At 60.7% G+C, this 23899-nt stretch carries 24 protein-coding genes and 1 other RNA gene; 10 read left to right on the top strand and 15 right to left on the bottom strand.

Going from position 1 to position 23899, the window contains the following annotated elements:
• Positions 1-35: 35 nt before the first annotated feature.
• The 5 genes from ssuE to argE form a co-directional block, all read right to left on the bottom strand.
• On the bottom strand, positions 36-629 hold the full coding sequence (ssuE, locus tag AC3I65_RS01020; RefSeq protein WP_047226064.1) for an NADPH-dependent FMN reductase: 594 nt from the start codon (positions 627-629) through the stop codon (positions 36-38).
• Between the two features lie 289 nt (positions 630-918).
• Entirely contained in the window at positions 919-1557 is a 639-nt protein-coding gene (locus AC3I65_RS01015; RefSeq protein ID WP_047226065.1) for a peroxiredoxin, read from the bottom strand.
• Positions 1558-1839: 282 nt separating this feature from the next.
• A complete protein-coding gene (locus tag AC3I65_RS01010; RefSeq protein ID WP_047226066.1) occupies positions 1840-3159 on the bottom strand; it encodes an OprD family outer membrane porin in 1320 nt (439 codons plus the stop codon).
• Positions 3160-3647: 488 nt separating this feature from the next.
• A complete protein-coding gene (gene argA / locus AC3I65_RS01005) occupies positions 3648-4946 on the bottom strand; it encodes an amino-acid N-acetyltransferase (RefSeq protein WP_047226067.1) in 1299 nt (432 codons plus the stop codon).
• Between the two features lie 133 nt (positions 4947-5079).
• The gene (gene argE, locus AC3I65_RS01000; protein WP_047226068.1) at positions 5080-6237 is read right to left on the bottom strand and encodes an acetylornithine deacetylase; all 1158 of its coding nucleotides are present in this window, start codon (positions 6235-6237) and stop codon (positions 5080-5082) included.
• A 205-nt stretch (positions 6238-6442) separates the two neighbouring features.
• On the opposite strand from argE, the gene AC3I65_RS00995 reads away from it, so the two are divergent.
• Positions 6443-7810, top strand: a complete 1368-nt coding sequence (locus AC3I65_RS00995) for a CYTH domain-containing protein (protein ID WP_076383052.1) — start codon at positions 6443-6445, stop codon at positions 7808-7810.
• A 112-nt stretch (positions 7811-7922) separates the two neighbouring features.
• Here the strand turns inward: AC3I65_RS00995 and AC3I65_RS00990 are convergent, their stop codons facing one another.
• Complete coding sequence (locus AC3I65_RS00990; protein WP_047226070.1) at positions 7923-8393, bottom strand: Lrp/AsnC family transcriptional regulator; 471 nt, start codon at positions 8391-8393, stop codon at positions 7923-7925.
• A gap of 125 nt (positions 8394-8518) precedes the next feature.
• Between AC3I65_RS00990 and AC3I65_RS00985 the strand changes: the two genes are divergently transcribed.
• From AC3I65_RS00985 to AC3I65_RS00965, 5 genes are all read left to right on the top strand, one after another.
• Positions 8519-8851 carry a hypothetical protein gene (locus AC3I65_RS00985; RefSeq protein WP_076383053.1) on the top strand — a complete coding sequence of 111 codons (333 nt, stop codon included), beginning with the start codon at positions 8519-8521 and terminating at the stop codon, positions 8849-8851.
• Positions 8852-8995: 144 nt separating this feature from the next.
• Positions 8996-10780, top strand: a complete 1785-nt coding sequence (tfpB, locus tag AC3I65_RS00980; protein WP_274091170.1) for a type IV pilus assembly ATPase TfpB — start codon at positions 8996-8998, stop codon at positions 10778-10780.
• A gap of 174 nt (positions 10781-10954) precedes the next feature.
• Positions 10955-11875: an SPFH domain-containing protein gene (locus tag AC3I65_RS00975; protein ID WP_047226073.1), complete on the top strand. Its 921-nt coding sequence runs from the start codon at positions 10955-10957 to the stop codon at positions 11873-11875.
• 9 nt (positions 11876-11884) lie between these two features.
• A complete protein-coding gene (locus AC3I65_RS00970) occupies positions 11885-12334 on the top strand; it encodes an NfeD family protein (RefSeq protein WP_047226074.1) in 450 nt (149 codons plus the stop codon).
• Between the two features lie 65 nt (positions 12335-12399).
• A complete protein-coding gene (locus tag AC3I65_RS00965) occupies positions 12400-12720 on the top strand; it encodes a DUF2388 domain-containing protein (protein WP_339490513.1) in 321 nt (106 codons plus the stop codon).
• Positions 12721-12895: 175 nt separating this feature from the next.
• Here the strand turns inward: AC3I65_RS00965 and gcvH are convergent, their stop codons facing one another.
• The 8 genes from gcvH to AC3I65_RS00925 form a co-directional block, all read right to left on the bottom strand.
• Positions 12896-13279: a glycine cleavage system protein GcvH gene (gcvH, locus tag AC3I65_RS00960; RefSeq protein ID WP_047226076.1), complete on the bottom strand. Its 384-nt coding sequence runs from the start codon at positions 13277-13279 to the stop codon at positions 12896-12898.
• Positions 13280-13330: 51 nt separating this feature from the next.
• The gene (gene gcvT, locus AC3I65_RS00955) at positions 13331-14413 is read right to left on the bottom strand and encodes a glycine cleavage system aminomethyltransferase GcvT (RefSeq protein WP_047226077.1); all 1083 of its coding nucleotides are present in this window, start codon (positions 14411-14413) and stop codon (positions 13331-13333) included.
• Positions 14414-14563: 150 nt separating this feature from the next.
• On the bottom strand, positions 14564-16180 hold the full coding sequence (locus AC3I65_RS00950) for an ABC transporter permease (protein ID WP_047226078.1): 1617 nt from the start codon (positions 16178-16180) through the stop codon (positions 14564-14566).
• Positions 16181-16309: 129 nt separating this feature from the next.
• Positions 16310-17314, bottom strand: coding sequence for an extracellular solute-binding protein (locus AC3I65_RS00945; RefSeq protein ID WP_076383055.1), 1005 nt, complete (start codon positions 17312-17314; stop codon positions 16310-16312).
• Positions 17315-17556: 242 nt separating this feature from the next.
• A complete protein-coding gene (locus AC3I65_RS00940) occupies positions 17557-18774 on the bottom strand; it encodes a 2-octaprenyl-3-methyl-6-methoxy-1,4-benzoquinol hydroxylase (protein ID WP_171061307.1) in 1218 nt (405 codons plus the stop codon).
• Between the two features lie 67 nt (positions 18775-18841).
• Positions 18842-20029, bottom strand: coding sequence for a 2-octaprenyl-6-methoxyphenyl hydroxylase (ubiH, locus tag AC3I65_RS00935; protein ID WP_160893860.1), 1188 nt, complete (start codon positions 20027-20029; stop codon positions 18842-18844).
• Positions 20026-21360 carry a Xaa-Pro aminopeptidase gene (gene pepP / locus AC3I65_RS00930; protein ID WP_047226082.1) on the bottom strand — a complete coding sequence of 445 codons (1335 nt, stop codon included), beginning with the start codon at positions 21358-21360 and terminating at the stop codon, positions 20026-20028. Before pepP ends, ubiH begins: the two co-directional genes overlap by 4 nt.
• 27 nt (positions 21361-21387) lie before the next feature.
• Entirely contained in the window at positions 21388-21942 is a 555-nt protein-coding gene (locus AC3I65_RS00925; protein WP_047226083.1) for a YecA/YgfB family protein, read from the bottom strand.
• A 127-nt stretch (positions 21943-22069) separates the two neighbouring features.
• Here AC3I65_RS00925 and AC3I65_RS00920 point away from each other — a divergent pair, with 127 nt between their 5' ends.
• The 4 genes from AC3I65_RS00920 (at position 22070) to AC3I65_RS00905 (ending at position 23525) form a co-directional block, all read left to right on the top strand.
• Positions 22070-22279 (top strand): TIGR02449 family protein, encoded by a 210-nt coding sequence (locus tag AC3I65_RS00920; protein ID WP_030138125.1) that lies wholly within the window; start codon positions 22070-22072, stop codon positions 22277-22279.
• The gene (locus tag AC3I65_RS00915) at positions 22276-22593 is read left to right on the top strand and encodes a cell division protein ZapA (protein ID WP_047226084.1); all 318 of its coding nucleotides are present in this window, start codon (positions 22276-22278) and stop codon (positions 22591-22593) included. Before AC3I65_RS00920 ends, AC3I65_RS00915 begins: the two co-directional genes overlap by 4 nt.
• 30 nt (positions 22594-22623) lie before the next feature.
• A non-coding RNA gene (ssrS, locus tag AC3I65_RS00910) (6S RNA) lies at positions 22624-22803 on the top strand.
• A gap of 116 nt (positions 22804-22919) precedes the next feature.
• Complete coding sequence (locus AC3I65_RS00905) at positions 22920-23525, top strand: 5-formyltetrahydrofolate cyclo-ligase (protein ID WP_047226085.1); 606 nt, start codon at positions 22920-22922, stop codon at positions 23523-23525.
• Positions 23526-23561: 36 nt separating this feature from the next.
• Here the strand turns inward: AC3I65_RS00905 and AC3I65_RS00900 are convergent, their stop codons facing one another.
• Positions 23562-23708: a hypothetical protein gene (locus tag AC3I65_RS00900; protein ID WP_092395219.1), complete on the bottom strand. Its 147-nt coding sequence runs from the start codon at positions 23706-23708 to the stop codon at positions 23562-23564.
• Positions 23709-23899: the final 191 nt, after the last annotated feature.

The raw sequence follows: 23899 nt of genomic DNA, 5'->3' as shown, positions 1-23899 counted from the left end.
TGAGTAAGGTGGAGTTGAATCAGTGATGTATCGGGTCAGATGCTCCAGCGAGCACTCAATAGGCGTTCATTCAATACGCTGGGGTCCAGCGGCTTTGGCCGGCGAGCCATGGCGCTGTAGAACTGCTCCAGCGCTTCGCTCAGGCGCGCTTGCAGGGCCGGGGCCAACTGCGCCTGGGCACTGCCTTCGCCATAAGCGATCTGGCTGTCTTCGGCGAAAATCCCATGGAGCATTTCCTGGGCCTTGAGCGCCGACAGCACAGGCTTGAGGGCGTAATCCACCGCCAGCATATGGGCGATGCTGCCGCCCGTGGCCATGGGCAATACCACCTTATGGGCCAGGGCACGTTCCGGCAGAAGGTCCAGCACTGTCTTCAATGCACCGGAAAAAGACGCCTTGTAGACCGGCGTGGCGATCAACAGTCCGTCGGCGTTTTCGATCTGGGCGAGCAGGTCCACCACCTTGGGGCTGCCGAACCGGGCATGGAGCAAATCTTCGGCGGGAAAATCCCGCACCTGATAGCTCACCACTTCCACCCCCTGTTGCTGCAACCAACGTTGTGAGCGCTCCAGCAGCACTCCTGAACGGGAGCGCTGGCTAGGACTGCCGCCGAGCGAGACAACCAACATACCAACCATTCCTTAACTGTCACGTGCGATGCGCAGTGGGCGATCTCGCGGGATGGAGCAAACCATAACAGCCGGTTTATATATCCTTAAATCATATTTTTTCATTTGTTTATTCGATAAAGAGATATAAACATCAAGACGTAAAAAAGGCCGTCGGAACGGCCAAAACCCTTAGTGCACAGAGATCCTCCTTGTGGGAGCGAGCCTGCTCGCGATGGCGGCCGGCGGCGATGTCGACTGATAGACCACTATCGCGAGCAGGCTCGCTCCCACAGGTTCAGGTTTTGTGTCAGCGATTGGGCTGCGGAGTGAGGCGCAGGTAAGGTTTTACCGCGCGGTAACCCTTGGGAAAGCGCTGTTTGATTTCGTCCTCATCCTTGAGCGACGGCACGATCACCACTTCATCGCCGTCCTGCCAGTTGGCCGGTGTGGCCACCTTGTAGTTGTCGGTCAGTTGCAATGAGTCGATCACCCGCAGGATCTCGTTGAAATTGCGCCCGGTGCTGGCCGGATACGTGATAGTCAGGCGGATTTTCTTGTTCGGATCGATCACGAACAGGGAGCGCACGGTCAGCGTGTCACTGGCGTTGGGGTGGATCAGGTCATACAGGTCTGACACCTTGCGGTCGGCGTCGGCCAGGATCGGGAAATTGACCACCGCATTCTGAGTTTCGTTGATGTCCTCGATCCACTTGTGGTGCGAGTCCACCGGGTCTACCGAGAGAGCAATGGCCTTGACTCCACGTTTGGCGAACTCGTCCTTGAGCTTGGCGGTCAGGCCCAGTTCGGTGGTGCACACCGGTGTGAAATCCGCCGGATGGGAAAACAGCACTCCCCAGCTATCGCCGAGCCACTCGTGGAAGCGAATCTTGCCGGCGCTGGAATCCTGTTCGAAATCGGGGGCGATGTCGCCGAGTCTGAGGCTCATGGTGCGGCTCCTGATGGTTTTTGTGAGTCCAAACTGTGCACTGGTTTTGATTGCTTTAAAAAGAATCAATATCCATTTATCTAGATCAATAGCGAATATAAAAAACTGTTCACTGGCGGCTTCGGACCTAGCCGCTCATGATTATTTCCGAGGTTTCGAGAAGGCCTCGAGTTGCTGAAAGAGGAGAAGGTTCGGAGAAGGCTACAGGGGTGGGCCTGATCCGAAGACGCAAAAGCCCCGCCCGGCGTGCTGCCGGGCGGGGCTTCTTTACTTCGCTACGTCTTACATGAAGTTGTAAGTGTAGTTGAAGATCACGCGAGTCTGATCCTGATCATCGCCAACACCGCTGCTGCGGTAGGAGCCGTGACGCACGGTGGTACCGAAGCCTTTCAACGCACCCTGCTGGATGACGTAATCCACACGCATGTCGCGTTCCCACTCGGAGTAATCGCTTGAGCCGCTGACGGTTTTAACGTCATCACCACGCAGGTAGGAAACCGAGGCTTTCAGGCCTGGAACGCCCAAGGAAGCGAAGTCGTAGGAGTATTGGCCGAAGGTGGTATTTTCACCGGCACGGACAAACCCGTTGATCATGCTGTCGGTGAACAGGTAGAAGCTCGCACCACCGGCACCTTCGGGGCGACCGTTGCCATCAACTACGTTGCCCTGGTTCAGGTAGACAAAACCACCGTCATCGCCGACTTGCTGGTGACCCAACAGGAAGGCACTGCCGCCGAGGGTGTAAGTGAACATCGCGCTCCAGGTCTTGTTATCGACCTCGCCCGGGTTCTTGGCATAGCCACTGTTGTTGTTGAAGCGATAGCCCGCGTCGCCGTTACGGCCATCCGAGCTGCTGTCGAAATAGCGCAGGTCGGTCTTGAAGGATTGCCCCTCGCTGATCGGGAAAACGTGTACCGCGCCCAGGAAGTGCTGCTTGTAGTAATCCTGCAGGTTGGCGTAGTAGTACTGCAGGGTCAGGTCTTTGGTGACCTTCCAGTCAGCACCGGCGTAACGGAACTGGTTGCTTTCCTCGGTACCGCCCGCCACTGCCAGACCAGTGCTGTTGCTCGATGCACGGCCTGTGGCGTGTTCCAACTGACCAGCGTTGAAAGTGACGTTGTCGATTTCCTTGGAGGTGATGGTGCCACCTTCAAAGGTCTGTGGCAGCAGACGGCTGTCGTTGGCAACCAGGATCGGCAGGTTTGGTGCCAGGGCGCCACCCACGTGAGCTTCGGTTTTGGAGAAAAGTGCCTTTACGTTGCCGGACAAACGGCTCCACTCATGCACAGCCGAACCATCAGTATCGGCTGGCATATAGGAGCCGGCGTTACGACCTCTCCCCCCATCGAGACGAATACCAACCAGCGCCTGAGCGTCGATGCCGAAACCAACCACACCCTGCGTGAAGCCAGATTTGTAGTCGAACTTGAGGCCGGTGCCCGTTTCGCGCAGATCTTCAGTGCCCGTTTCACGGTTATCGTTATTGAAATACAACGTACGAGAACTGACAGACGCCTTGCTGTCCTCGATAAAACCCGCGGCGCCTGCCTGCTGCGCCAGAACCCCAACGGCCACAGCCAGGGCCAAGGTGGACTTGTTCATGCTTCGCTCCTCTCGTTTTCTAATTCTTGTGTGTCTTTGGTTCCGGGTCGAACGCCCGGAATCCGCGGATGCGTGATTAGCGCCAGACCGTGACTGGCAAGTCAATCGTAAGCATTTGTGATTACGACCATCGTCTAACCCCGCGACACCGGCCCGCAGAATAATGGTTTGCTTATAAATCTAAAAATAATTGTTTCATAAGTTTTCAGCTCATTTGGAAATATCACCGCCATCAAAGCGTCATCCAACCGTGACATGGCATATCGGCCAGTCTGGGAATTACTGAATATTTTTATTGATAGCGATTCTGCACTGTGGCGATCCTGGGAAACGCAGCAGGCTTCCATGCATTCCAAGTGCAGCACTCATGGACAAAACAGCGTAGCTGCGATCTTGATGGATTCCAGCCGGACGGATCATTGTCTGGAATCAAGAAGGTCGCAGCTACGCGGTTCACTCCGATGTGCGGCTCACCCCTGGCAGGACGCCTAGAGGGCTTTTTCGAAGATTTTCGAGTTGCGCTGATAGTTGTACAGCGATGCCCGCGCCGCTGGCAGGCGCTCGACACTGCTGGGCTCAAAGCCCCGCTCGCGGAACCAATGGGCCGTACGGGTGGTGAGTACGAAGAGCGTCTTGAGCCCTTTGGCCCGAGCCCGGGTTTCGATCCGCTCCAGCAGCTCATCGCCACGACCGCCGTGGCGGTATTCCGGATTCACCGCCAGGCACGCCAGCTCCCCGGCATCCGAATCGGCGATCTGATAAAGCGCCGCGCAGGCGATGATCATGCCTTCGCGTTCGACCACGCTGAACTGCTCAATCTCACGCTCCAGCACTTCGCGGGAACGACGCACCAGAATCCCCTGTTCTTCCAGCGGGCTGATCAGGTCCAGCAAACCGCCGACATCCTCGATGGCCGCTTCGCGCACCACCTCGAATTGTTCCTGGGCCACCAGCGTACCGCTGCCATCGCGGGTAAACAGTTCGGCCAGCAACGCACCGTCTTCGACGTAGCTGACGATATGACTGCGCGCCACACCGCCGCGACAGGCCTGGGCCGCCGCATCCAGCAGCTCGGCCTGATAGTCGCTGCCCAGCCGTTGCATGTGGGCCGGGACCTGTTGCGGGCGCAACTCGCGCACTAAACGACCGTCTTCGCCGATCAGCCCCTGCTCGGCACCGAACAGCAGCAGTTTGTCGGCTGCCAGGTCGATGGCCGCCCGGGTCGCCACGTCTTCGCAGGCGAGGTTGAAAATCTCCCCGGTCGGCGAATAGCCCAATGGTGACAGCAGGACGATGGAGCGTTCGTCCAGCAGGCGATTGATGCCCTTGCGATCGACCCGACGGACTTCGCCGGTGTGGTGATAATCCACGCCTTCCAGTACGCCGATGGGCCGTGCCGTCACCAGGTTGCCGCTGGCGACCCGCAGGCGCGAACCCTGCATCGGCGAGGACGCCATGTCCATCGACAGGCGCGCTTCAATGGCGATGCGTAGCTGGCCGACAGCGTCGATCACGCACTCCAGGGTTGCAGCGTCGGTGATGCGCATACCGTGGTGGTAATGGGGCGTCAGGCCCCGCGCGGCGAGGCGGGTTTCGATCTGTGGACGCGAACCATGAACCAGCACCAGGCGCACGCCAAGGCTGTGCAGCAGCACCAGGTCGTGGACGATGTTGCCGAAGTTCGGATGTTCCACACCATCGCCGGGCAGCATGACGATGAAGGTGCAATCGCGGTGGGCGTTGATGTAGGGCGAAGCGTGACGAAGCCAATTGACGTATTCGGGCATGAACCTGGGCCTGTAAATAAATAGCAGCCGAAAAAAGACGAAACGGAACGCACAGCGGGCTGATGGTTATCGTCGGAACAGGCTTGGCGACACGCGCGCTCTCCTCATGAATACGGGCCCGGATGTGGGCAATTTAGCCGGCCGTGGCCGGTGTCAGGCAGTAATGTTCGATCAGTTGTCGCAACAGCTGCACGGTAGGTTGCAAACGTGACATTTCAAGGTACTCGCCCGGTTGGTGGGCACAGGCGATATCGCCGGGGCCAAGTACCAGGGTTTCGCAGCCAAGACGCTGAAGATAAGGCGCTTCGGTGCCAAACGCCACTGCTTCGGCACGATGGCCGGTGAGTCGCTCGGCCACTCGCACCAGTTCGCAGTCTTCGGCCTGCTCGAAGGGGGGCACTTCGGGGAACAGCGGTGCGTAGTCGATCTTGACTTTATGACGCTCGGCGATGGGATTGAGCTTCTGCTGGATCGCCGCCCGCAAGACATTCGGGTCCATGCCGGGCAATGGCCGCAGATCGAACTCCATGGAGCACTGGCCGCAAATCCGGTTGGGGTTGTCGCCGCCGTGGATGCAGCCGAAATTCAGGGTTGGCTGTGGCACGGTGAATTGCGGGTTACGAAATTCGCGCTGCCATTGCAGGCGCAGGCCACGCAACTCGCCCATAGCGTCGTGCATCGCTTCAAGGGCGCTGTGACCCAGGCTCGGGTCGGAGGAATGACCACTGCGCCCGAGAATGTCGATGCGCTCCATCATGATGCCTTTGTGCATCCGAATCGGCTTGAGGCCGGTCGGCTCGCCGATCACCGCCGCACGCCCCAACGGCCTTCCGGCATCGGCCAGGGCACGGGCGCCGGCCATGGAGCTTTCTTCGTCGCAAGTGGCCAGGATCAGCAAGGGCTGCTTGAACGGTTGCTCCAGCAAGGGCTTGACCGCTTCGATGGCGAGGGCGAAAAAGCCCTTCATGTCGCAACTGCCCAGGCCAACCCAACGACCATCGACCTCGGTGAGCTTCAGCGGATCGGTCTGCCACAACTGGCCATCGAACGGCACCGTGTCGCTGTGCCCGGCCAGTACCAGGCCTCCGGGACCGCTGCCGAAACTGGCCAGCAAATTGAACTTGCCGGGGCTGACCTGCTGGATATCGCAGGAGAACCCCAGATCGGCGAGCCAACCCGCCAGCAGCTCGATCACGGCACTGTTGGACTGGTCCAGCCCAGGTTGGGTACAACTGACCGAAGGCGCGGCGATCAGGGCAGCGAACTGATCTTTCAGGGTGGGCAAAGGCATCGCTGGCTCCGGACTTACAAATTGATGTCCATCATAGAACCATCTTGCGCGAGTGTCCTGTCTCACCAAAAAGGAACAGTATTGGTGAGACAAGACACTCCCATAAACCGCCGCGGCGCGTAGAACGGATGAGTCCTGTACACTGCACGGCCTTGGCAGCCACACCTTCCCCCGGCTGCGCACCCGATCCCTGGATTTTCCGGCCATGCAGAAAGAAACCGAAATCAAACTCCGCGTCAGCCGCGAGACCCTGGCAGCCTTACGCGAGCACCCATTGCTCAAGAAACGCAACAAAAGCGGCTGGGAACGCCACGAACTGATGAACCAGTATTTCGACACGCCAGAGCGTGACCTGGCCGGGGCCAAGGTCGCCCTGCGCCTGCGTCGCGACGGCGAAGAGGTGATCCAGACCCTCAAGACTCGCGGCCAGAGCATCGCCGGCCTGTCCGAGCGCAACGAGTACGACTGGCACCTGCCCAAAGCCAAGCTCGACCTGAAGAAACTCGATGGCGAATGCTGGCCAGAGGCGTTGGCCGAACTGGACAAGAAAACCCTCAAGGCCATCTTCACCACCGATTTCGTGCGTGAACGCGCGGAAATCGCCTGGGGCCGCGGCAAAAGCAAAGTGGTCATCGAGGCCGCGCTGGACCTGGGCCACGTCGTGGTCGGCAAGCAGAAGGAAGAAATCTGCGAGCTGGAGCTGGAATTGCGCGAAGGTGAACCCGCTGCCCTGCTGGAACTGGCCGCCGAGCTGGCCGCGACCCTGCCCTTGATGCCGTGTGATATCAGCAAGGCCGAGCGTGGTTATCGCCTGCATGATGCGAACAGCTATGCCCTGAGCCTGCCGGCCCCGCAATTGACCGCCGAGATGCCACTCGATGATGCCTTTGCCGCGCTGAGCTGGCATTTGCTGGGCAGCAGCCAGCGTCTGGCCGAACAGTATCGTTTTAACGGCCACTGGCGCCTGCTGCAGGATTGGGTGGAAAACCTGGCCGAATTGCGCGCCCTGCTCAGCAGCCTCGGCCAGGCCGCACCACGCCAATCGACGCATGACTTGCGCGTCGCCCTGGACGCACTGCTGGAAGACTGGCGCCCGTTGGTCCAGGCCGGCCTGGATGACGAAGACGTGCGCAAGGCCGCGCCGGAACAGTTCCTTGAAGAGCTGCAAGACCCGCGCTGGGGCCAATTCTCCCTCAACACTTCACGCTGGCTGCTGGCCCGCAGCTGGGCTGCCGAGCGCAACACCCGCGGCAATCGCCAGGGTGCCGCCCAACTGGCTAGCTGGCTGCCGCGCCTGCTGGGCGAAGAGTCCTCGTCGCTGCAACTGCAACGCTATCAGCAACAGCCGGAAGACCTGGCCGAACAGCTGCCGCGCATTGAACGCATCCAGGCCTGGCTGCACCACGCTCGCCATGTGCTGGAAATCCCGGAAATGGACCGCCTCTACGGTGAGCTGAACAAACTGGCACAACTGGCCAACGAACCGATTACCGAAGAAGCCCTGGAGGCGCGCAAGCAACAGGCGATTGCGGTTTATCAGAATCGGGCCTGGAAGACTTTGCTGCGCCTGTAACATCGCCATCGCGAGCAGGCTCGCTCCCACAATGGATCTTCGGCGAACAGAGATCTCATGTGGGAGCGAGCCTGCTCGCGATGGGGCCAGCACAAACACCGCAAAAACAAGCTCAGCGCACCACCGGCAAACTCGTCGTCGATTTGATCTCCGACAGCGCCACAATCGAGTTCACTTCCTGGATCCCCGGCACCATCGACAGCTTTTCGAAGAAGAAGCGTTCATACGCCTCGATGTCCGCCGTGACGATGCGCAGCAGGAAATCCACCGACCCCATCAGCACGTAGCATTCCAGCACCTCGGGAAAACCGCGAATGGCTTCGGTGAACTCGGTGAAGTTCGAACGTCCGTGCGCGTTGAGTTTGATTTCGGCGAATATCTGCGTGTTGAGGCCGATTTTCTTGCGATCGAGCAAGGTCACCTGACCGCGAATAATCCCCTCCTCCTTCATCCGTTGAATCCGCCGCCAGCAGGGTGATTGGGACAAGCCCACCTGTTCGGCGATCTGCGCGCTGGACAGCGAAGCATCCTCTTGCAACAGCGCCAGGATCCTGCGGTCGTAGCCGTCCAACTCTCCGTGCATAAATAAACCTCTTCTAGGCTGAATCCAGAATCATACGATTCACCGGATCTGAATAATCATTCATATTAGATAAGAAATACCCCGTCGCGCATGTAAACATTTCTCCACATCCCCGGAGACCGTCCATGCCCCCTCTCGAAGCCGTCACCCCCAACCGACCCGATGTCTGGCACGCCCAGAATCGCCATTGTCGCGCCCACTACCATCTGCGGGCCGAAGCCGAACCGGATCTGCTGTGCCGGGCGCTGAATCTGTTTGCCTTGCAAGGCCTGACACCCCGGCAGGTCCACGTCGAACGCGACGACGATCTGCTGTCGATGGAGATCCTCATGGACGGGTTGAGCTGGCACCGTGCCCAAGTGCTCGCTGAAAAATTACGTAACCTGATCAGCGTGTGTTCCGTGGACCTGCAAGACGCTGACAGTGCGCGCCTTGAGCCGGCCCAGGCGGCAGGCTGAACGGCTGCCGGCAAGAATTCGAAACGCATTGGTCGGGTAGTGGCCCAACGGTCCATAGTGTCGGGACTATTCTTTTGCAGACCGAGCGAGGACGCCGAAGCGTCTGTATCGCGGCTTTGCTGCAATTGTCCAATAGGAACCCGCATGTCCACCAAACACGCCACTCAGGACCGCTGGCTGGACCTCAATGATCTGCTGCGCCAATTGGTCGCCCAGGGCTTCATCAGCCAGGACTGCGCCGAAACCGCACTCAATGCGCGCCGGCGCCATAGCGTCAGCGCCCAGCTGCACCCACTGGAGTTCATCGCCAACCAGCATCTGGACGATCTCAGCCGCCCCGGCAAGCGCCTGGACCTGGAAAGCCTGACCCTCTGGCTGTCGCAGCAGGCCGGCCAGCCCTACCTGCGCATCGACCCGCTGAAAATCAACGTGGCGGCCGTCACGCCGCTGATGTCCTACGCCTTTGCCCAGCGCCACAAGATTCTCGCGGTGGCTGTAGACCGCGACGCAGTCACGGTGGCCAGCGCCCAGCCTTACGTCAGCAGTTGGGAAGCGGACCTGACCCATGTACTCAAGCTGCCAATTCAGAGGGTCGTTGCCAACCCGGTGGATATCCAGCGCCTGAGCGTGGAGTTCTATCGCCTGGCCAAATCGGTCAGCGGTGCCACTACGGTCGATCAGCAACCGAGCAATCTGAGCAACTTCGAACAACTGCTCAACCTGGGCGCCAGCGATCAGGAGCCGGACGCCAACGACGCCCATATCGTCAACATTGTCGACTGGCTGTTCCAATACGCCTTCCAGCAACGTGCCAGCGATATCCACATCGAACCGCGTCGCGAGCAGGGCACGGTGCGCTTTCGCATCGACGGGGTGCTGCACACCGTCTATCAGTTCCCACCGCAGGTGACGATGGCGATCATCAGTCGCCTCAAGAGCCTGGGGCGGATGAATGTCGCGGAAAAGCGCAAGCCCCAGGACGGTCGGGTCAAGACCAAGACTCCGGACGGTGGCGAAGTGGAATTGCGCCTGTCGACGCTGCCCACGGCGTTTGGCGAAAAAATGGTCATGCGGATCTTCGATCCCGAAGTACTGCTCAAGGACTTCGACCAACTCGGCTTCTCCGCCGATGACCTGCGCCGCTGGCAAGACATGACCCGTCAGCCCAACGGCATCATCCTGGTGACCGGCCCCACCGGTTCGGGCAAGACCACCACCCTCTACACCACCCTCAAGAAGCTGGCGACACCAGAGGTAAACCTTTGCACCATCGAGGACCCGATTGAAATGGTCGAGGCGTCCTTCAACCAGATGCAGGTGCAGCACAACATCGACCTGACCTTCGCCGCCGGGGTCCGGGCGTTGATGCGGCAAGACCCGGACATCATCATGATCGGCGAGATCCGCGATCTGGAAACCGCTGAAATGGCGATCCAGGCGGCGCTCACCGGACACCTCGTCCTCTCGACCCTGCACACCAACGATGCACCGAGCGCCATCAGTCGCTTGCTGGAGCTAGGCGTGCCCCATTACCTGATCAAGGCCACGGTGCTCGGCGTCATGGCCCAGCGCCTGGTACGCACGCTGTGCCCGCACTGCAAGGCCCCTCTGACCCTGGATGAAGACGATTGGCAGACCCTGACACGCCCCTGGCAGGCCCCGTTGCCGGCCAATGCCCAACAGGCCGTCGGCTGCCTGGAATGCCGTGACACCGGCTATCGCGGCCGCGCCGGGGTCTACGAAATCATGCAATTGACCGACAGCGTCAAAGGCTTGATTCACCCCGACACCGACCTGCTGGCGGTGCGTCGCCAGGCATTCAAGGAAGGGATGCGCAGCTTGCGGTTATCGGGCGCACAAAAAGTCGCCGCCGGGCTGACGACCGTTGAGGAAGTCCTGCGCGTGACCCCGCAGAGCGAGCAGAAGTAGCTGTGGGGAGAGGCTGTGGGAGCAAGGCTTGCCCGCGATGAAAATGACGCGGTCTCCCAGGGAAGCAAGGCGCCTGCATCGCGAGCAAGCTTTGCTCCCACTGAGTGATGACAATGGCCGTTTGCCCTACACTCAGGGCGCGCAAGTCATTTTCAATCAGAACAGGGAACAGTCATGCAGATCGGTAGCGTACTTTTACTTTTTATCGGCCTCGTGGTCGCCATTCTATTCATGGGCTTCAAGGTCGTGCCCCAGGGCTACCAATGGACTGTCGAACGGTTCGGCCGCTACACCAACACCCTCAAGCCCGGCTTGAACATCATCATCCCAGTGATGGATCGCATCGGCCGCAAGATCAATGTCATGGAAAGCGTACTGGACATCCCACCTCAGGAAGTCATTACCGCCGACAACGCCACGGTACAGATCGACGCAGTGTGCTTCTTCCAAGTGGTCAATACCGCCCAGGCTGCGTACGAGGTCAACAACCTCGAGCACGCGATCCGCAATCTGCTGCAAACCAATATCCGCACCGTGTTGGGGTCCATGGAGCTGGACGCGATGCTGAGCCAGCGTGATGGCATCAATGAAAAACTGCTGCGCACTGTCGATGAAGCTACAGCACCGTGGGGCATCAAGATCACCCGGATCGAGATCAAGGACATCAGCCCACCGGCCGACCTGATGGCCGCCATGTCAGGGCAGATGAAAGCCGAACGCATCAAGCGTGCCCAAATCCTGGAAGCCGAGGGCTTGCGAGCGTCGGCGATTCTCACCGCCGAGGGCAAGAAGCAGGCGCAGATCCTCGAGGCAGAGGGCAGCCGCCAGGCCGCGTTCCTGGAGTCCGAGGCCCGCGAGCGTCAAGCGCAAGCCGAAGCGCTGGCCACCCAGGTGGTATCCCAGGCAATCGCAGACGGCAACGTCCAGGCCGTGAACTACTTCGTCGCGCAAAAATACATTGATGCGCTGGGCCGCCTGGCGTCGGCCAACAACAGCAAAGTGATCCTGATGCCTCTGGAAGCCAGTCAGGTCATCGGAGCGGTTGGCGGCATCGGTGAGATCGTCAAGGCCACCTTCGACAGCAAGAAAGCCTGAGGCGCCAATATGTGGGTGTTCCTGCAACAACTATCGTACTGGGACTGGCTGGCGCTGGGCGTCATCCTGCTGATCCTCGAAGTGTTTGGCGCCGGCGGCTACCTGCTGTGGATCGGCATAGCCGCCGCCGCGGTCGGCGTGCTCACGTTCATCCTGCCGCAGATGCCGTGGGAAATGCAGTTCCTGTTGTTCGGCCTTTTCGCCATCGCGACAGCACTGTACTGGTGGCGACGCCAGCGCAGCGCAGTACGCCAAAGCGATCAACCGCTCCTGAACCTGCGCGGGCAGGAACTGATCGGCAAGGTCTTTCAGATTCATGAAGCGATTATCGATGGACGCGGCAAGATCAAGGTGGCGGACAGTGTCTGGCTGGCGAAGGGGCCCGAGTCGCCCGTGGGCACGCGGGTCAGGGTGGTGGCACAGGAAGGCGCGGTGCTGCTGGTAGAACGGGCTGACTGAGACGTCATGGAACTCAATCGAGGGGTTGGTTATCCAAAGTCATAGTTAACCCAGTGGAGTCACCTATCATGCGTCTCAAACTTGCTGTCGCGACCTTGGCCTTGCTTGCTCTTCCTGTCGGCTCGGCAATGGCCGACACGTTTTGGCGTAACGTCATCTCGTCCGGTGCAACCACCGGTTCCACCTACCTGACTTTCAAGGATAACAAGCTGATCGTCGCCGCTCAGGACGACGCCGGCAGCTTCGTTGCCAGCGACGGCGGTATCCGTGGTCCATACCTGGAAGCTGCAATGCAGAAAGTCCGTGCCGAAAACCCGGGCTTGCAGGCCACCGACATGGAACTGGCCAACGCGATCCTGGCGAAAAACGCCGTCGCCCAGGACTGATTCCAGACCGATGGAAAATGCCGCTCGATTGAGCGGCATTTTTTTGCCTGGCAATTCTCTCCAAGGCACTTAAACCTGTGGGAGCGAGCCTGCTCGCGATAGCGGTGGATCAGTGGCAGCCATATTGACTGACCCACAGCTATCGCGAGCAGGCTCGCTCCCACAGGTTTGTTGCTTATTCGCCGATAGCGGCCTTGTAGCCTGCTGCATCAAGCAGCTTGTCCAGCTCGGCCTTGTCGCTTGGCTTGAGCTTGAAGATCCATGCACCGTAGGGATCGGAGTTCAGCAGTTCCGGTGAACCGCCCACGTCTTCGTTGATTGCGATCACTTCGCCACTGATCGGCGAGTAGATGTCGGAAGCGGCTTTTACCGACTCCACCACACCGGCCTGGTCACCCGCGGAATAAACCTTACCGACCTCGGTCAGTTCGACAAACACCACATCACCCAGAGCTTCCTGCGCATGATCGCTGATGCCCACGGTGACGGTACCGTCAGCTTCCAGGCGCGCCCACTCGTGGCTTTCGGCAAAATGCAAATCGGTAGGGATAAAACTCATACTCTGTGTCCTCAAGAGAAGTGTCAGCGGCCAGCGGCCCGCCGCAAAAGGTTAGATCAGGGTTTTGCCATGGCGGACGAAGGTCGGCTTGACCACTCGTACCGGGTACCACTTACCACGAATTTCCACCTCGGCACGATCGGCGGTGGCCATCGGAACGCGTGCCAAGGCAATTGACTTGCTAAGCGTAGGAGAAAAACTACCACTGGTGATCTCCCCTTCGCCAACATCGGCGATGCGGACCACCTGATGAGCGCGCAGAACGCCGCGTTCTTCCAGCACCAGGCCCACCAGTTTTTGCTGTACACCGCCGGCCAGCTCGGCTTCCAGAGCACTGCGCCCGATGAACTGACGGCTCGCCGGTTCCCAGGCGATGCTCCAGGCCATGTTCGAGGCCAGCGGAGAAACGTCCTGGTGGATGTCCTGGCCATACAGGTTCATGCCAGCTTCCAGGCGCAAGGTATCGCGAGCGCCAAGGCCGATGGGAGAAATGCCAGCGCCCACCAGATCATTGAAAAAACTCGGGGCTTCGTGGGCAGGCAGGACGATTTCCAGGCCATCTTCGCCAGTGTAGCCGGTACGGGCGATGAACCAGTCACCGTCGGCACGGCCTTCGAAAGGCTTGAGTTGCTGGATCAGTTGGCCGCGCGATTGCGAAACCAGTTCGGCAATCTTGTGCCGGGCCTGGGGGCCCTGGATCGCCAGCATTGCCAGTTCGGGGCGTTCAAGCAGGTGCACATCGTATTCACCAAGCTGTGCCTGCATCCAGGCCAGGTCCTGATCGCGGGTCGAGGCGTTGAAGACCAGCCGATAGCCGTGCTCGACCCGATAAATGATCATGTCGTCGACGATGCCGCCGCGCTCGTTAAGCATGGTGCTGTACAAGGCACGTCCCGTGTCCTGCAAGCGATCGACATCGTTGGCCAGCAAGCGCTGCAACCAGACCTTGGCCTGGGGACCGGCGACATCGATAACGGTCATGTGGGATACATCGAACACACCGCAGTCGCGACGCACCTGATGGTGCTCCTCAACCTGCGAGCCGTAATGCAAAGGCATATCCCAACCGCCAAAATCGACCATCTTCGCGCCGAGGGCGAGATGAAGGTCATACAGAGGCGTACGCTGTCCCATGGGTGTCTCCTTCCGGGATTGGCGAAGGTGCGGACGAGCACTGCACAGCGTGAACGCAAAAAACGTTTTCAGACGCTATCAGTTGCCCGGTCCGACAGACGGACCGCACCGAATGCCGCGCATTGTAGCCGCATGATGTAGGACTGACACCTAGCTGTTTCGATGGGCCGAGCGTCGTATCAATCCGATGACCGGCAACAACCCCACCAGCACCAGGGTCAGCGCCGGTAACGCGGCCCGGGCCCACTCCCCTTCACTGGTCATTTCAAAGATCCGTACCGCCAGCGTGTCCCAGCCGAACGGGCGCATCAGCAGGGTCGCCGGCATTTCCTTGAGCACATCGACGAACACCAGCAACGCCGCACTCAAGGTGCCCGGCAACAGCAACGGCAGATACACTTTGAAAAACAGTCGCGGCCCACTGACCCCAAGGCTGCGTGCTGCCTCAGGCAAAGAAGGACGGATTCGCGCGAGGCTGCTTTCCAGTGGACCGTAGGCCACGGCCAAAAAGCGCACCAGATAGGCCAGCAGCAGGGCCGACAGGCTGCCCAACAGCAACGGTTTGCCGGCACCGCCAAGTAGCGTTGACAGGGGGATGACCAGTTCGCGGTCCAGATAGCTGAAGGCAAGCATGATCGATACCGCCAGCACCGAACCGGGCAAGGCGTAGCCCAGGTTCGCCAGGCCAACACCGGCGCGAATGGGACGGGTCGGCGCCAGACGCCGAGCGAAGGCCAACAGCAAGGCGACGCAAACGGTGACCAGTGCCGCCAGCCCACCCAGATAGAGGGTATGGACGATCAGCCCGGCATAACGCTCATCCAGATCGAACCGGCCACGCTGCCAGAACCACACAAGCAGTTGCAGCATCGGAATAACAAATGCGCAGGCAAACACCAGGGCGCACCAGCCGCTGGCCGCCACCGCCTTGAGACCGCGCAAGTGATAAAGCGCCTTGACCCGGGGTCGCTCGTTGCTCGCCCGCTGGGCGCCTCGGGCGCGGCGTTCGCCGTAAAGCACCAGCATCACCGCCAGCAGCAACAGGCTGGCCAGTTGCGCGGCGCTGGAGAGGCTGAAGAAGCCGTACCAGGTTTTGTAGATGGCCGTGGTGAAGGTGTCGAAGTTGAACACCGACACCGCGCCGAAATCCGCCAGGGTTTCCATCAACGCCAGCGCCACGCCGGCACCAATGGCCGGTCGGGCCACCGGCAACGCCACTCGCCAGAACGCCTGCCACGGCGACTGCCCGAGCACCCGGGCCGCTTCCATCAATCCCTTGCCTTGGGCCAGGAACGCACTTCGCGCCAGCAAATAAACGTAAGGGTAAAAGACCAGGACCAGCACCAGGATCACTCCGCCGGTGGAGCGTACCCGGGGCAGGCGCAGGTTGCTGCCGAACCATTCGCGCATCAATGTCTGCACCGGACCGGCAAAGTCCAGCAGGCCCACGAAGACAAACGCCAGCACGTAGGCCGGAATCGCAAACGGCAACATTAACGCCCAGTCGAGCCAGCGTCGCCCAGGGAACTCACACAGGCTGGTGAGCCAGGCAAGGCTGACGCCCAGCAACGTTACACCGACACCCACACCGACAATCAGCGTCAGGGTGTTGCCCAACAAGCGTGGCATCTGGGTATCCCACAGGTGGGACCAGATTTGCTGATCGATGTTTTGCCAGGACAGCAGCAGGACGCTCAAGGGCAACAGCACCAGCGCGGCGATAGCAAAAACCAGAGGGTACCAGCGGCGTTGGACGGGGTGGGTCAAGGGGGAATCTCGGGGCAGTCAGCAAACGCCTATTAAACCGCAAAAAAAAGATCGCAGCCTGCGCCACCTTCTACATTGGAACGCGATCCCCTGTAGAAGCTGTCGCAGGCTGCGATCTTGAGTGCTTTTTTAGTTCCAGCCAGCGCGATCCATCAAGCGGATAGCTTCGGCCTGGCGTTTACCCGCCACTTCAACCGGCAGGGTGTCAGCCTTGAACTTGCCCCAGGCGGCGACTTCCTTGGAAGGCTCCACGTTCGGATTGGCCGGGAACTCCTGGTTCACGTCGGCAAAGATGTTCTGGGCTTCGGGCGTGGTCATCCACTCCACCAGTTTCTTCGCGGCTTCCGGGTGCGGTGCGTACTTGGTCAGGCCGATGCCCGAGAGATTGATGTGCACGCCACGGTCGGCCTGGTTCGGCCAGAACAGCTTGACCTTCAGGTCCGGCTTCTGCTGGTGCAGGCGACCGAAGTAGTAAGTGTTGACGATACCGACGTCGCACTGCCCGGCATTGATGGCTTCAAGCAGTGCCGTGTCATCGGAGAACACATCGGTGGACAGGTTCTTGACCCAGCCCTTGATGATTTCTTCGGTTTTTTCCGCGCCGTGGGTTTCGATCAGGGTGGCGGTCAGGGACTGGTTGTAGACCTTCTTCGAAGTGCGCAGGCACAGGCGGCCTTCCCACTCTTTACCCGCCAGGGCTTCATAGGTGGTCAGTTCGCTCGGTTTGACCCGGTCGGTGGAGTAGACAATGGTCCGCGCCCGCAGGCTCAGGCCGGTCCAGGCGTGGGAAGACGCGCGGTATTGGGCCGGGATGTTGGCGTCGATCACCTTGGAAGTGAACGGTTGGAGAATCCCCATCTGCTCGGCCTGCCAGAGGTTGCCGGCATCGACGGTCAACAGCAGGTCGGCGGTGGCGTTTTCACCCTCGGCCTTGATCCGCTGCATCAATGGCGCTTCCTTGTCGGTGATGAACTTCACCGAGACGCCCGTCTTTTTGGTGTAGGCATCGAAAACCGGCTTGATCAGCTCATCGATACGCGAGGAGTAGACCACTACCTCATCGGCAGCCTGGGCGGCGGTAGCGCCGATCAGGGTCAAGGCGAGGACGGACAGCAGACGCTTGGGTGCCAACATGGGAGCGGTCTCTCGATTGTTATAAGTGCGCGAATGATAAGGACTCACATTTGCCTTCTCAATCGAACAGTGTCCAGACACGTTTCAAAATGTTGCAGCTATGAGAGGTGCTGTGGTTTTGCGTCCGCCATCGCGGGCAAGCCGTGCTCCCACAAAAGCTCGTCCCACATTGCCCCTGTGGAAGCAAGAGCTTGTGGGAGCAAGGCTTGCCCGCGATAGGGCCATAAGCCCCAACCCATCTCTCAGACCTTGGCCAAATCCGGCAAATCCCCGGTCAACCCCAACGCCTCACGTACGAACAACGCCTTGGCCTCGGGCAGACCGTCCACCAGTTTCAGCCCGGTATTACGCAGCCAACGCACCGGCAACGGATCGGCCTGGAACAGCCGCTCAAACCCTTCCATCGCGGCCATCAGCGCCAGGTTATGGGGCATGCGTCGGCGTTCGTAGCGGCTCAGTACCTTCACGTCCGCCAGCCGTTCACCGCGCCCGGCCGCCTGCAACAGCACTTCGGCCAGGACGGCGGCATCCAGGAAACCCAGGTTCACCCCCTGTCCGGCCAGCGGATGGATGGTGTGGGCCGCATCGCCGATCAGCGCCAGCCCTTCGGCCACGTAGCGCTTGGCATGGCGCTGGCGCAGCGGTACGCACAAGCGCGAATCGGCGCTCAGCACCGTCCCCAGTTGCCCCTCGAAGGCCCGCTCCAGCTCGTTGCAGAAATCCGCTTCCTCAAGCGCCATCAACCGCTGAGCCTCGCCAGGGGTGGTGGACCAGACGATCGAGCACCAGTCGTGCAGGCCGTCGCGCTCCAGTGGCAGGAATGCCAAGGGACCGTTATCGGTAAAGCGCTGCCATGCGGTCATCCGATGAGGCCGGGCGCTGCGCACACTGGTTACGATGGCGTGGTGCAGGTAATCCCATTCCCGGGTCGCAACCCCCGTCAAGCGACGCACGGCGGAGTTCGCACCGTCGGCGGCGATCACCAGCGGTGCCCGCAGGGTGCGGCCATCGGCCAGGGTCAGCAACCAGTCATCGCCGGAGCGGCGCATCTGCTCAAGCCGCGCGTTGGCCAGCAGCCCCAGATCACAGTCATGCAGGCGGTCCAGCAGGGCATCCTGCACGACGCGGTTTTCGACGATGTGCCCCAGGACCTCGGCATGCAGGCTGGCCGCCGAGAAATGGATCTGCCCGGTGCCGCTGCCATCCCAGACGTGCATGTTGGTATATGGACTGGCGCGCCGGGCGATAATGCCGTCCCAGACCCCAAGACGATCAAGGATCCGTTGGCTCGCCGCCGACAAGGCACTGACCCGAGGTTCGAAGGCAGCCTGGGGATCGAAGGGTTTGACGCTCATCGGGCTGCCGTCGAGCAACAGCACTTGCAGGCCACTACCCTGCAACGCCAGCGCCAGGGCGCTGCCGACCATTCCGGCGCCGACAATCAGCAGATCTGCACGCAATTCCATGCTTTAAGCCTGTTGTGCTGGCGACATGAGTCGCCCATGAGAAAAATGATCGAACCAAGCCTCACGCATCGGGACGCGTCCCCAACCCCATGGCCTGGCGGGCGAACCAGCGCTTGGCCGGAGGCAGCAGGTCGAGCCCCAGCAGGCCAAGGTTGCGGCCCAGGGACACCAGCGGCAGGTTGCTGCTGAACAGCCGCGTAACCTGGTCGGAAAACCCGACGGTCAGCGTCTGATCCATCCGCTGACGCTCGCGATAGGCTTGCAGCACGGCGAAATCCCCCGGCGCGCTGTCGCTGTCGAGCAAGGCGTCGGCCAGGGCCTGGGCATCGCGCAGGGACAGATTGAACCCCTGGCCGGCAATCGGATGCAGACTGTGGGCCGCGTTGCCCAGGATCGCCAGATGCGGGCGGACCTGCTCTTCGGCTTCCACCAGCGCCAACGGATAAAGATGCCGAGCGCCAACTTGTTTCAGGGTGCCCAGGCGATAACCGAACACGCCCTGCAATTCGCTGAGAAAGCTGCGCTCATCCAGGGCCGCCAGACGTTGCGCATCCATGCCCTGGCGGGTCCAGACCAACGCGCAACGGTTTTCCGGCAGCGGCAGCAAGGCCATCGGGCCGTCGTCGGTGAAGCGCTCGAAGGCCATGCCGTTGTGGGCTTCGCCGGGTGTGATGTTGGCAATCAGCGCGCTCTGGCCATAAGGTCGATTGCGCACGCCAATACCCAGCTGTTCGCGCAGGCTGGAACGACCACCGTCAGCCAGCACGGCAAGGTCGCATTCCAAGGTGGTTTCGTCATCGAGCGTCAGGCGATAGCCGCCGACCATGGGCTCCATCCGGGTAACTTGTGCCGGACAGTGCCAACTGACCACCTCGGTGTCCAACCCTTGCCACAGGCACTGGCCGAGCCAGGCGTTTTCCACCACATACCCCAGGGCCGGCACCCCTTCTTCCATGGCCGACAACCGCGCCGTGGAAAATCGCCCGCGATCAGACACGTGGATCTGCTTGATCGGCTCGGCGCGACGAGAAACTTCCTGCCAGATACCCAGGCGTTGATAAATCTGCCGGGACCCGAACGACAAGGCCGAGGAACGGGCATCGTAGCTCGGCTGCCAGGCATCGCCGGGGGCGAAGGGTTCGATCAGCATGATCTTCCAACCCCGGGCCTTGGCGCCGGCTTGCAGGGCCAGGGCCAGGCTCGCGCCTACCAGGCCACCGCCGACGATCGCCAGATTGACCCGGCTCATGCCGCATCAGCCCGGGCGGCGGCCATCAGGGCCTCGATTTCGGCGACCGTCTTGGGTACGCCGTGACTCAGGATTTCACAACCGGTTTTGGTCACTACCACGTCATCCTCGATGCGCACGCCAATGCCGCGCCATTTTTTCGCTACGTTGCGGTTGTTCGGGGCGATGTAGATGCCCGGCTCCACGGTCAACGTCATACCGACTTCCAGTACCCGCCATTCGCCGCCGACCCGGTACTCGCCGACGTCGTGCACGTCCATGCCCAGCCAGTGGCCGGCGCGGTGCATGTAGAAGGCCCTGTGGGCTTCGCTGGCGATCAACTCGTCCACCTCGCCCTCCAGCAGGCCCAGGCGCACCAGCCCTTCGGTAATGACTCGCACTGTTGCTTCGTGGGCCTGGTTCCAGTGTTTGTCCGGCGCAATTTCGGCGAACGCCGCTTCCTGGGCGGCCAGCACCACTTCGTAGATCGCCTTCTGCTCGGGCGAAAACTTGCCGCTGACTGGCCAGGTACGGGTGATATCACTGGCGTAGCAGTCGATTTCACAACCGGCGTCGATCAATACCAGGTCGCCGTCCTTGAGCAGTGCGTCGTTCTGCTGGTAATGCAGGATGCAGCTGTTGCGACCCGCCGCGACGATCGACCCGTAGGCCGGCATTTTCGCCCCGCCCTTGCGGAACTCATAATCCAGCTCGGCCTCCAGGCTGTATTCGTACAACCCCGTGCGCGCGGCCTGCATGGCCCGGATGTGCGCCTGGGCGGAAATCCGCGCCGCTTCGCGCATCACCTTCACCTCTGCCGCCGATTTATACAGGCGCATGTCGTGCAGCAGATGATCCAGGGCAACGAATTCGTTCGGCGGCTGGGCGCCGAGATGGGCCTTGGAGCGAATCACGTTGATCCACTCCATCAGGTGCCGGTCGAATTCCGGGTTGCTGCCCATGGCCGAATACACCCGATCACGGCCCTCGATCAGGCCCGGCAGGATGTCGTCGATGTCGGTGATGGGAAATGCATCGTCGGCGCCATAGTCACGCATCGCCCCTTCCTGGCCGGCTCGCAGGCCATCCCACAACTCCCGCTCGGCGTTGCGTTCGCGGCAGAACAGGATGTATTCGCCATGGGCCCGGCCGGGCATCAGCACGATCACCGCTTGCGGCTCGGGGAAGCCGCTGAGGTATTGAAAGTCGCTGTCCTGGCGGTAAACGTGCTCGACGTCGCGGTTGCGGATGGCAACGGCGGCGGCGGGCAGGATTGCGATGCTGTTGGGTTCCATCTGCGCCATCAGGGCCTTGCGGCGACGGCTGTATTCCGATTTCGGGATATGAATCATGGGCAGACGGTGTTCCCTTTCAAGCAATCAGTGCAAGGACGGCTTGGCGGCCGGTTCAGCGGTTTTCTTGGTTTCGGTGAACAGCAGCAATGGCGCGACCCGCAGGTACTCCATCACTTCCATGTAGTCGCTTTCACCGTCATCGGATTCTTCCAGGGCGTCCTGGACCTGAGAGATCGCCGCCAGGTCTTGCAATACTTCCTTGGCCTCGTCACTCAACGCATATTCGCGGCGGGTCAGGCCGAAGCCGGCGAGGAAGCCCTGGCACCACTGGCCCAGCGCTGCGGCGCGTTCGGCCAGCGGAGCGTCATCGGTAGGCAGCAGCAGGACGACGGTCATGTCATCGCTGGTCAACTCACCCTTGACCATTTCCTGCAGGCCGATGAGCGCATTGCGCACGTTGTCCGCCGGCTCGCCTTCCAGCAACTCGGCGGCGTCAGCCAGCCAGCCGTCGGCATCGAAGCCGGCGCCGGCGCAACTGCGCCCAAGCAACAGGCCATGCAGTTCAGCAGGCGAGACAGGATGACCGCTGGTGCTCAGCAGGGTGGCAAACGCTTGATACGGGGAATTCTGAATGGGCATGGGCAGCTAGGCGCCAGACGGCGCTATGTCTAGAATGGAGGCCTTGTATCCTACATCGACAGACTCGCCAAGACTATCAGAGGCTGTGCGACCCTATCCCCATCAGACACAATCTTCAGTGGACACAATGGAAGACACCGACCTGCAAGCGCTGATGGCCAGACTCGAATTGCTAATTGAGCGGGTCGAGCAACTTAAGAGCCAAAACGGACTCCTATTAGCTCAGGAAAAGACCTGGCGCGAGGAACGCGCGCACCTCATTGAAAAAAACGAAATCGCCCGGCGTAAGGTCGAATCGATGATTTCGCGCCTCAAGGCCCTGGAGCAAGACTCATGAGTTCAAGCAATAGCGTAACCGTGCAGATCCTCGATAAAGAATATTCGATCATCTGTCCCCAGGAAGAGCGCAGCAACCTGGTAAGCGCCGCCCGTTACCTGGACGGCAAGATGCGCGAGATCCGCAGCAGCGGCAAAGTCATCGGCGCCGACCGCATTGCTGTAATGGCTGCCTTGAACATCACCCACGAGCTGTTGCACCGCCAGGATACGCCGGACGTGCAAGTCAGCGGCTCGACCCGTGAACAGGTGCGCGACCTGCTCGATCGGGTGGATCTGGTACTGGCCACCGACCCGGACGTCAGCAAGGGCTGATTCGCGAGGCTGCCTGGGGTATACTTGCGTCACTCCCTGGGGTGCTTGCCAGTTGGTGATGTCCCTGAGCCGATACGCACAACCACGGGAGTTGCACGTTGGGGCCGGTGTGCATGTCCGCTTGACGGAAAGCCTTAACGCCCCCTGCAACTTCCACCTTGAACTTTCGGGTTCAAGGGCTAAGCCGACAGCGGTTCATCCGGGGAGCCTGATTCTCACAATGCCAGTCATCAAGACTGGCATTGTTGTGTCTGGCGCAGGCATTTCTGAGCGCGCTGTTTTGCGGTTACGCTGTGCTGTCGCCACCGATTGCGTGAATTATCGATATGACCGAACCCGCGCTGCTGCCGCGCCCGCAACTCCGCCGCCTGCTACGCCAGGCCCGTCGCGCCCTGACACCTGCCCAGCAGCGTGAAGCCGCTCGCGGGCTCTACAGGCAACTGGCCCAGCACCCGCTGTTTCGCCGGGCAAGACACATCGCCCTGTACCTGCCCAACGATGGCGAGATCGACCCGCGCCTGTTGCTGCGCGCCGCTCAGCGCCGGGGCAAGGCCACTTATCTGCCGGTACTGAGCCCATGGCCGCAGACCAAGATGGTGTTCCAGCGCATCCGCCCCGGCGAAAAGCTGCGGCCCAATCGTTTTCGTATTCTGGAGCCGCGGATGAACATCGCCCGGCAACGCAAGGTCTGGACTCTGGACCTGGTGCTATTGCCGCTGGTGGGGTTTGACGATGCGGGAGGTCGGCTGGGCATGGGCGGTGGCTTTTATGACCGCAGCCTGGCGTATCTGGCGCGACGCAAGCAATGGCGCAAGCCGACACTGCTGGGACTGGCCCATGAATGTCAGAAAGTCGAACGGTTGGCGCAGGCGAGCTGGGACGTGCCGCTGCAGGGAACGGTCAGCGACCGGCATTGGTATATCGCGGGGTAGACGCCGCAGGGAAACAGCGGCGTCCGCTAGACCGGCTCAGCGTTTGAGCGAAGGCGCGGGCTGGGTGATTTCCATCGGTGTATCGGTCTTGCTGGCCCACAGACTCTGGGCGTATCCCGTGGTAACGACCCCCAGGCCGAACAGAATGACCAAGATCCACAACAAATCCGGTTTGCGTTTCATCGATTGCCCCCCTCAAGGCATATCACACACGATGACAGCAGCGGTTTTCTTATTGGCCGTGCAGCAGCGTAAAGCTTGGAAGGCCGGCATTTTGCGGCAACCTTCAGCAACACGCAAATGCTGGCGTCAACCGACTGTCGGTTTGTCATAAGATCGCTGAACTTTTTTTATCATTACCGCCCAGGAGTAGA

The organism is Pseudomonas sp. N-1-13, from assembly GCF_057787095.1.
The sequence above is the reverse complement of the archived record's forward strand: the minus strand, read 5'-3'. Positions and strand labels throughout refer to the sequence as shown.

Excerpts from the sequence above, each read along its gene's own strand:
- ssuE (WP_047226064.1), bottom strand. The coding sequence starts at position 629 with ATGTTGGTTGTCTCGCTCGGCGGCAGTCCTAGCCAGCGCTCCCGTTCA.
- AC3I65_RS01015 (WP_047226065.1), bottom strand. The coding sequence starts at position 1,557 with ATGAGCCTCAGACTCGGCGACATCGCCCCCGATTTCGAACAGGATTCC.
- AC3I65_RS01010 (WP_047226066.1), bottom strand. The coding sequence starts at position 3,159 with ATGAACAAGTCCACCTTGGCCCTGGCTGTGGCCGTTGGGGTTCTGGCG.
- argA (WP_047226067.1), bottom strand. The coding sequence starts at position 4,946 with ATGCCCGAATACGTCAATTGGCTTCGTCACGCTTCGCCCTACATCAAC.
- argE (WP_047226068.1), bottom strand. The coding sequence starts at position 6,237 with ATGCCTTTGCCCACCCTGAAAGATCAGTTCGCTGCCCTGATCGCCGCG.
- AC3I65_RS00995 (WP_076383052.1), top strand. The coding sequence starts at position 6,443 with ATGCAGAAAGAAACCGAAATCAAACTCCGCGTCAGCCGCGAGACCCTG.
- AC3I65_RS00990 (WP_047226070.1), bottom strand. The coding sequence starts at position 8,393 with ATGCACGGAGAGTTGGACGGCTACGACCGCAGGATCCTGGCGCTGTTG.
- AC3I65_RS00985 (WP_076383053.1), top strand. The coding sequence starts at position 8,519 with ATGCCCCCTCTCGAAGCCGTCACCCCCAACCGACCCGATGTCTGGCAC.
- tfpB (WP_274091170.1), top strand. The coding sequence starts at position 8,996 with ATGTCCACCAAACACGCCACTCAGGACCGCTGGCTGGACCTCAATGAT.
- AC3I65_RS00975 (WP_047226073.1), top strand. The coding sequence starts at position 10,955 with ATGCAGATCGGTAGCGTACTTTTACTTTTTATCGGCCTCGTGGTCGCC.
- AC3I65_RS00970 (WP_047226074.1), top strand. The coding sequence starts at position 11,885 with ATGTGGGTGTTCCTGCAACAACTATCGTACTGGGACTGGCTGGCGCTG.
- gcvH (WP_047226076.1), bottom strand. The coding sequence starts at position 13,279 with ATGAGTTTTATCCCTACCGATTTGCATTTTGCCGAAAGCCACGAGTGG.
- gcvT (WP_047226077.1), bottom strand. The coding sequence starts at position 14,413 with ATGGGACAGCGTACGCCTCTGTATGACCTTCATCTCGCCCTCGGCGCG.
- AC3I65_RS00945 (WP_076383055.1), bottom strand. The coding sequence starts at position 17,314 with ATGTTGGCACCCAAGCGTCTGCTGTCCGTCCTCGCCTTGACCCTGATC.
- ubiH (WP_160893860.1), bottom strand. The coding sequence starts at position 20,029 with ATGAGCCGGGTCAATCTGGCGATCGTCGGCGGTGGCCTGGTAGGCGCG.
- pepP (WP_047226082.1), bottom strand. The coding sequence starts at position 21,360 with ATGATTCATATCCCGAAATCGGAATACAGCCGTCGCCGCAAGGCCCTG.
- AC3I65_RS00925 (WP_047226083.1), bottom strand. The coding sequence starts at position 21,942 with ATGCCCATTCAGAATTCCCCGTATCAAGCGTTTGCCACCCTGCTGAGC.
- AC3I65_RS00920 (WP_030138125.1), top strand. The coding sequence starts at position 22,070 with ATGGAAGACACCGACCTGCAAGCGCTGATGGCCAGACTCGAATTGCTA.
- AC3I65_RS00915 (WP_047226084.1), top strand. The coding sequence starts at position 22,276 with ATGAGTTCAAGCAATAGCGTAACCGTGCAGATCCTCGATAAAGAATAT.
- AC3I65_RS00905 (WP_047226085.1), top strand. The coding sequence starts at position 22,920 with ATGACCGAACCCGCGCTGCTGCCGCGCCCGCAACTCCGCCGCCTGCTA.
- AC3I65_RS00900 (WP_092395219.1), bottom strand. The coding sequence starts at position 23,708 with ATGAAACGCAAACCGGATTTGTTGTGGATCTTGGTCATTCTGTTCGGC.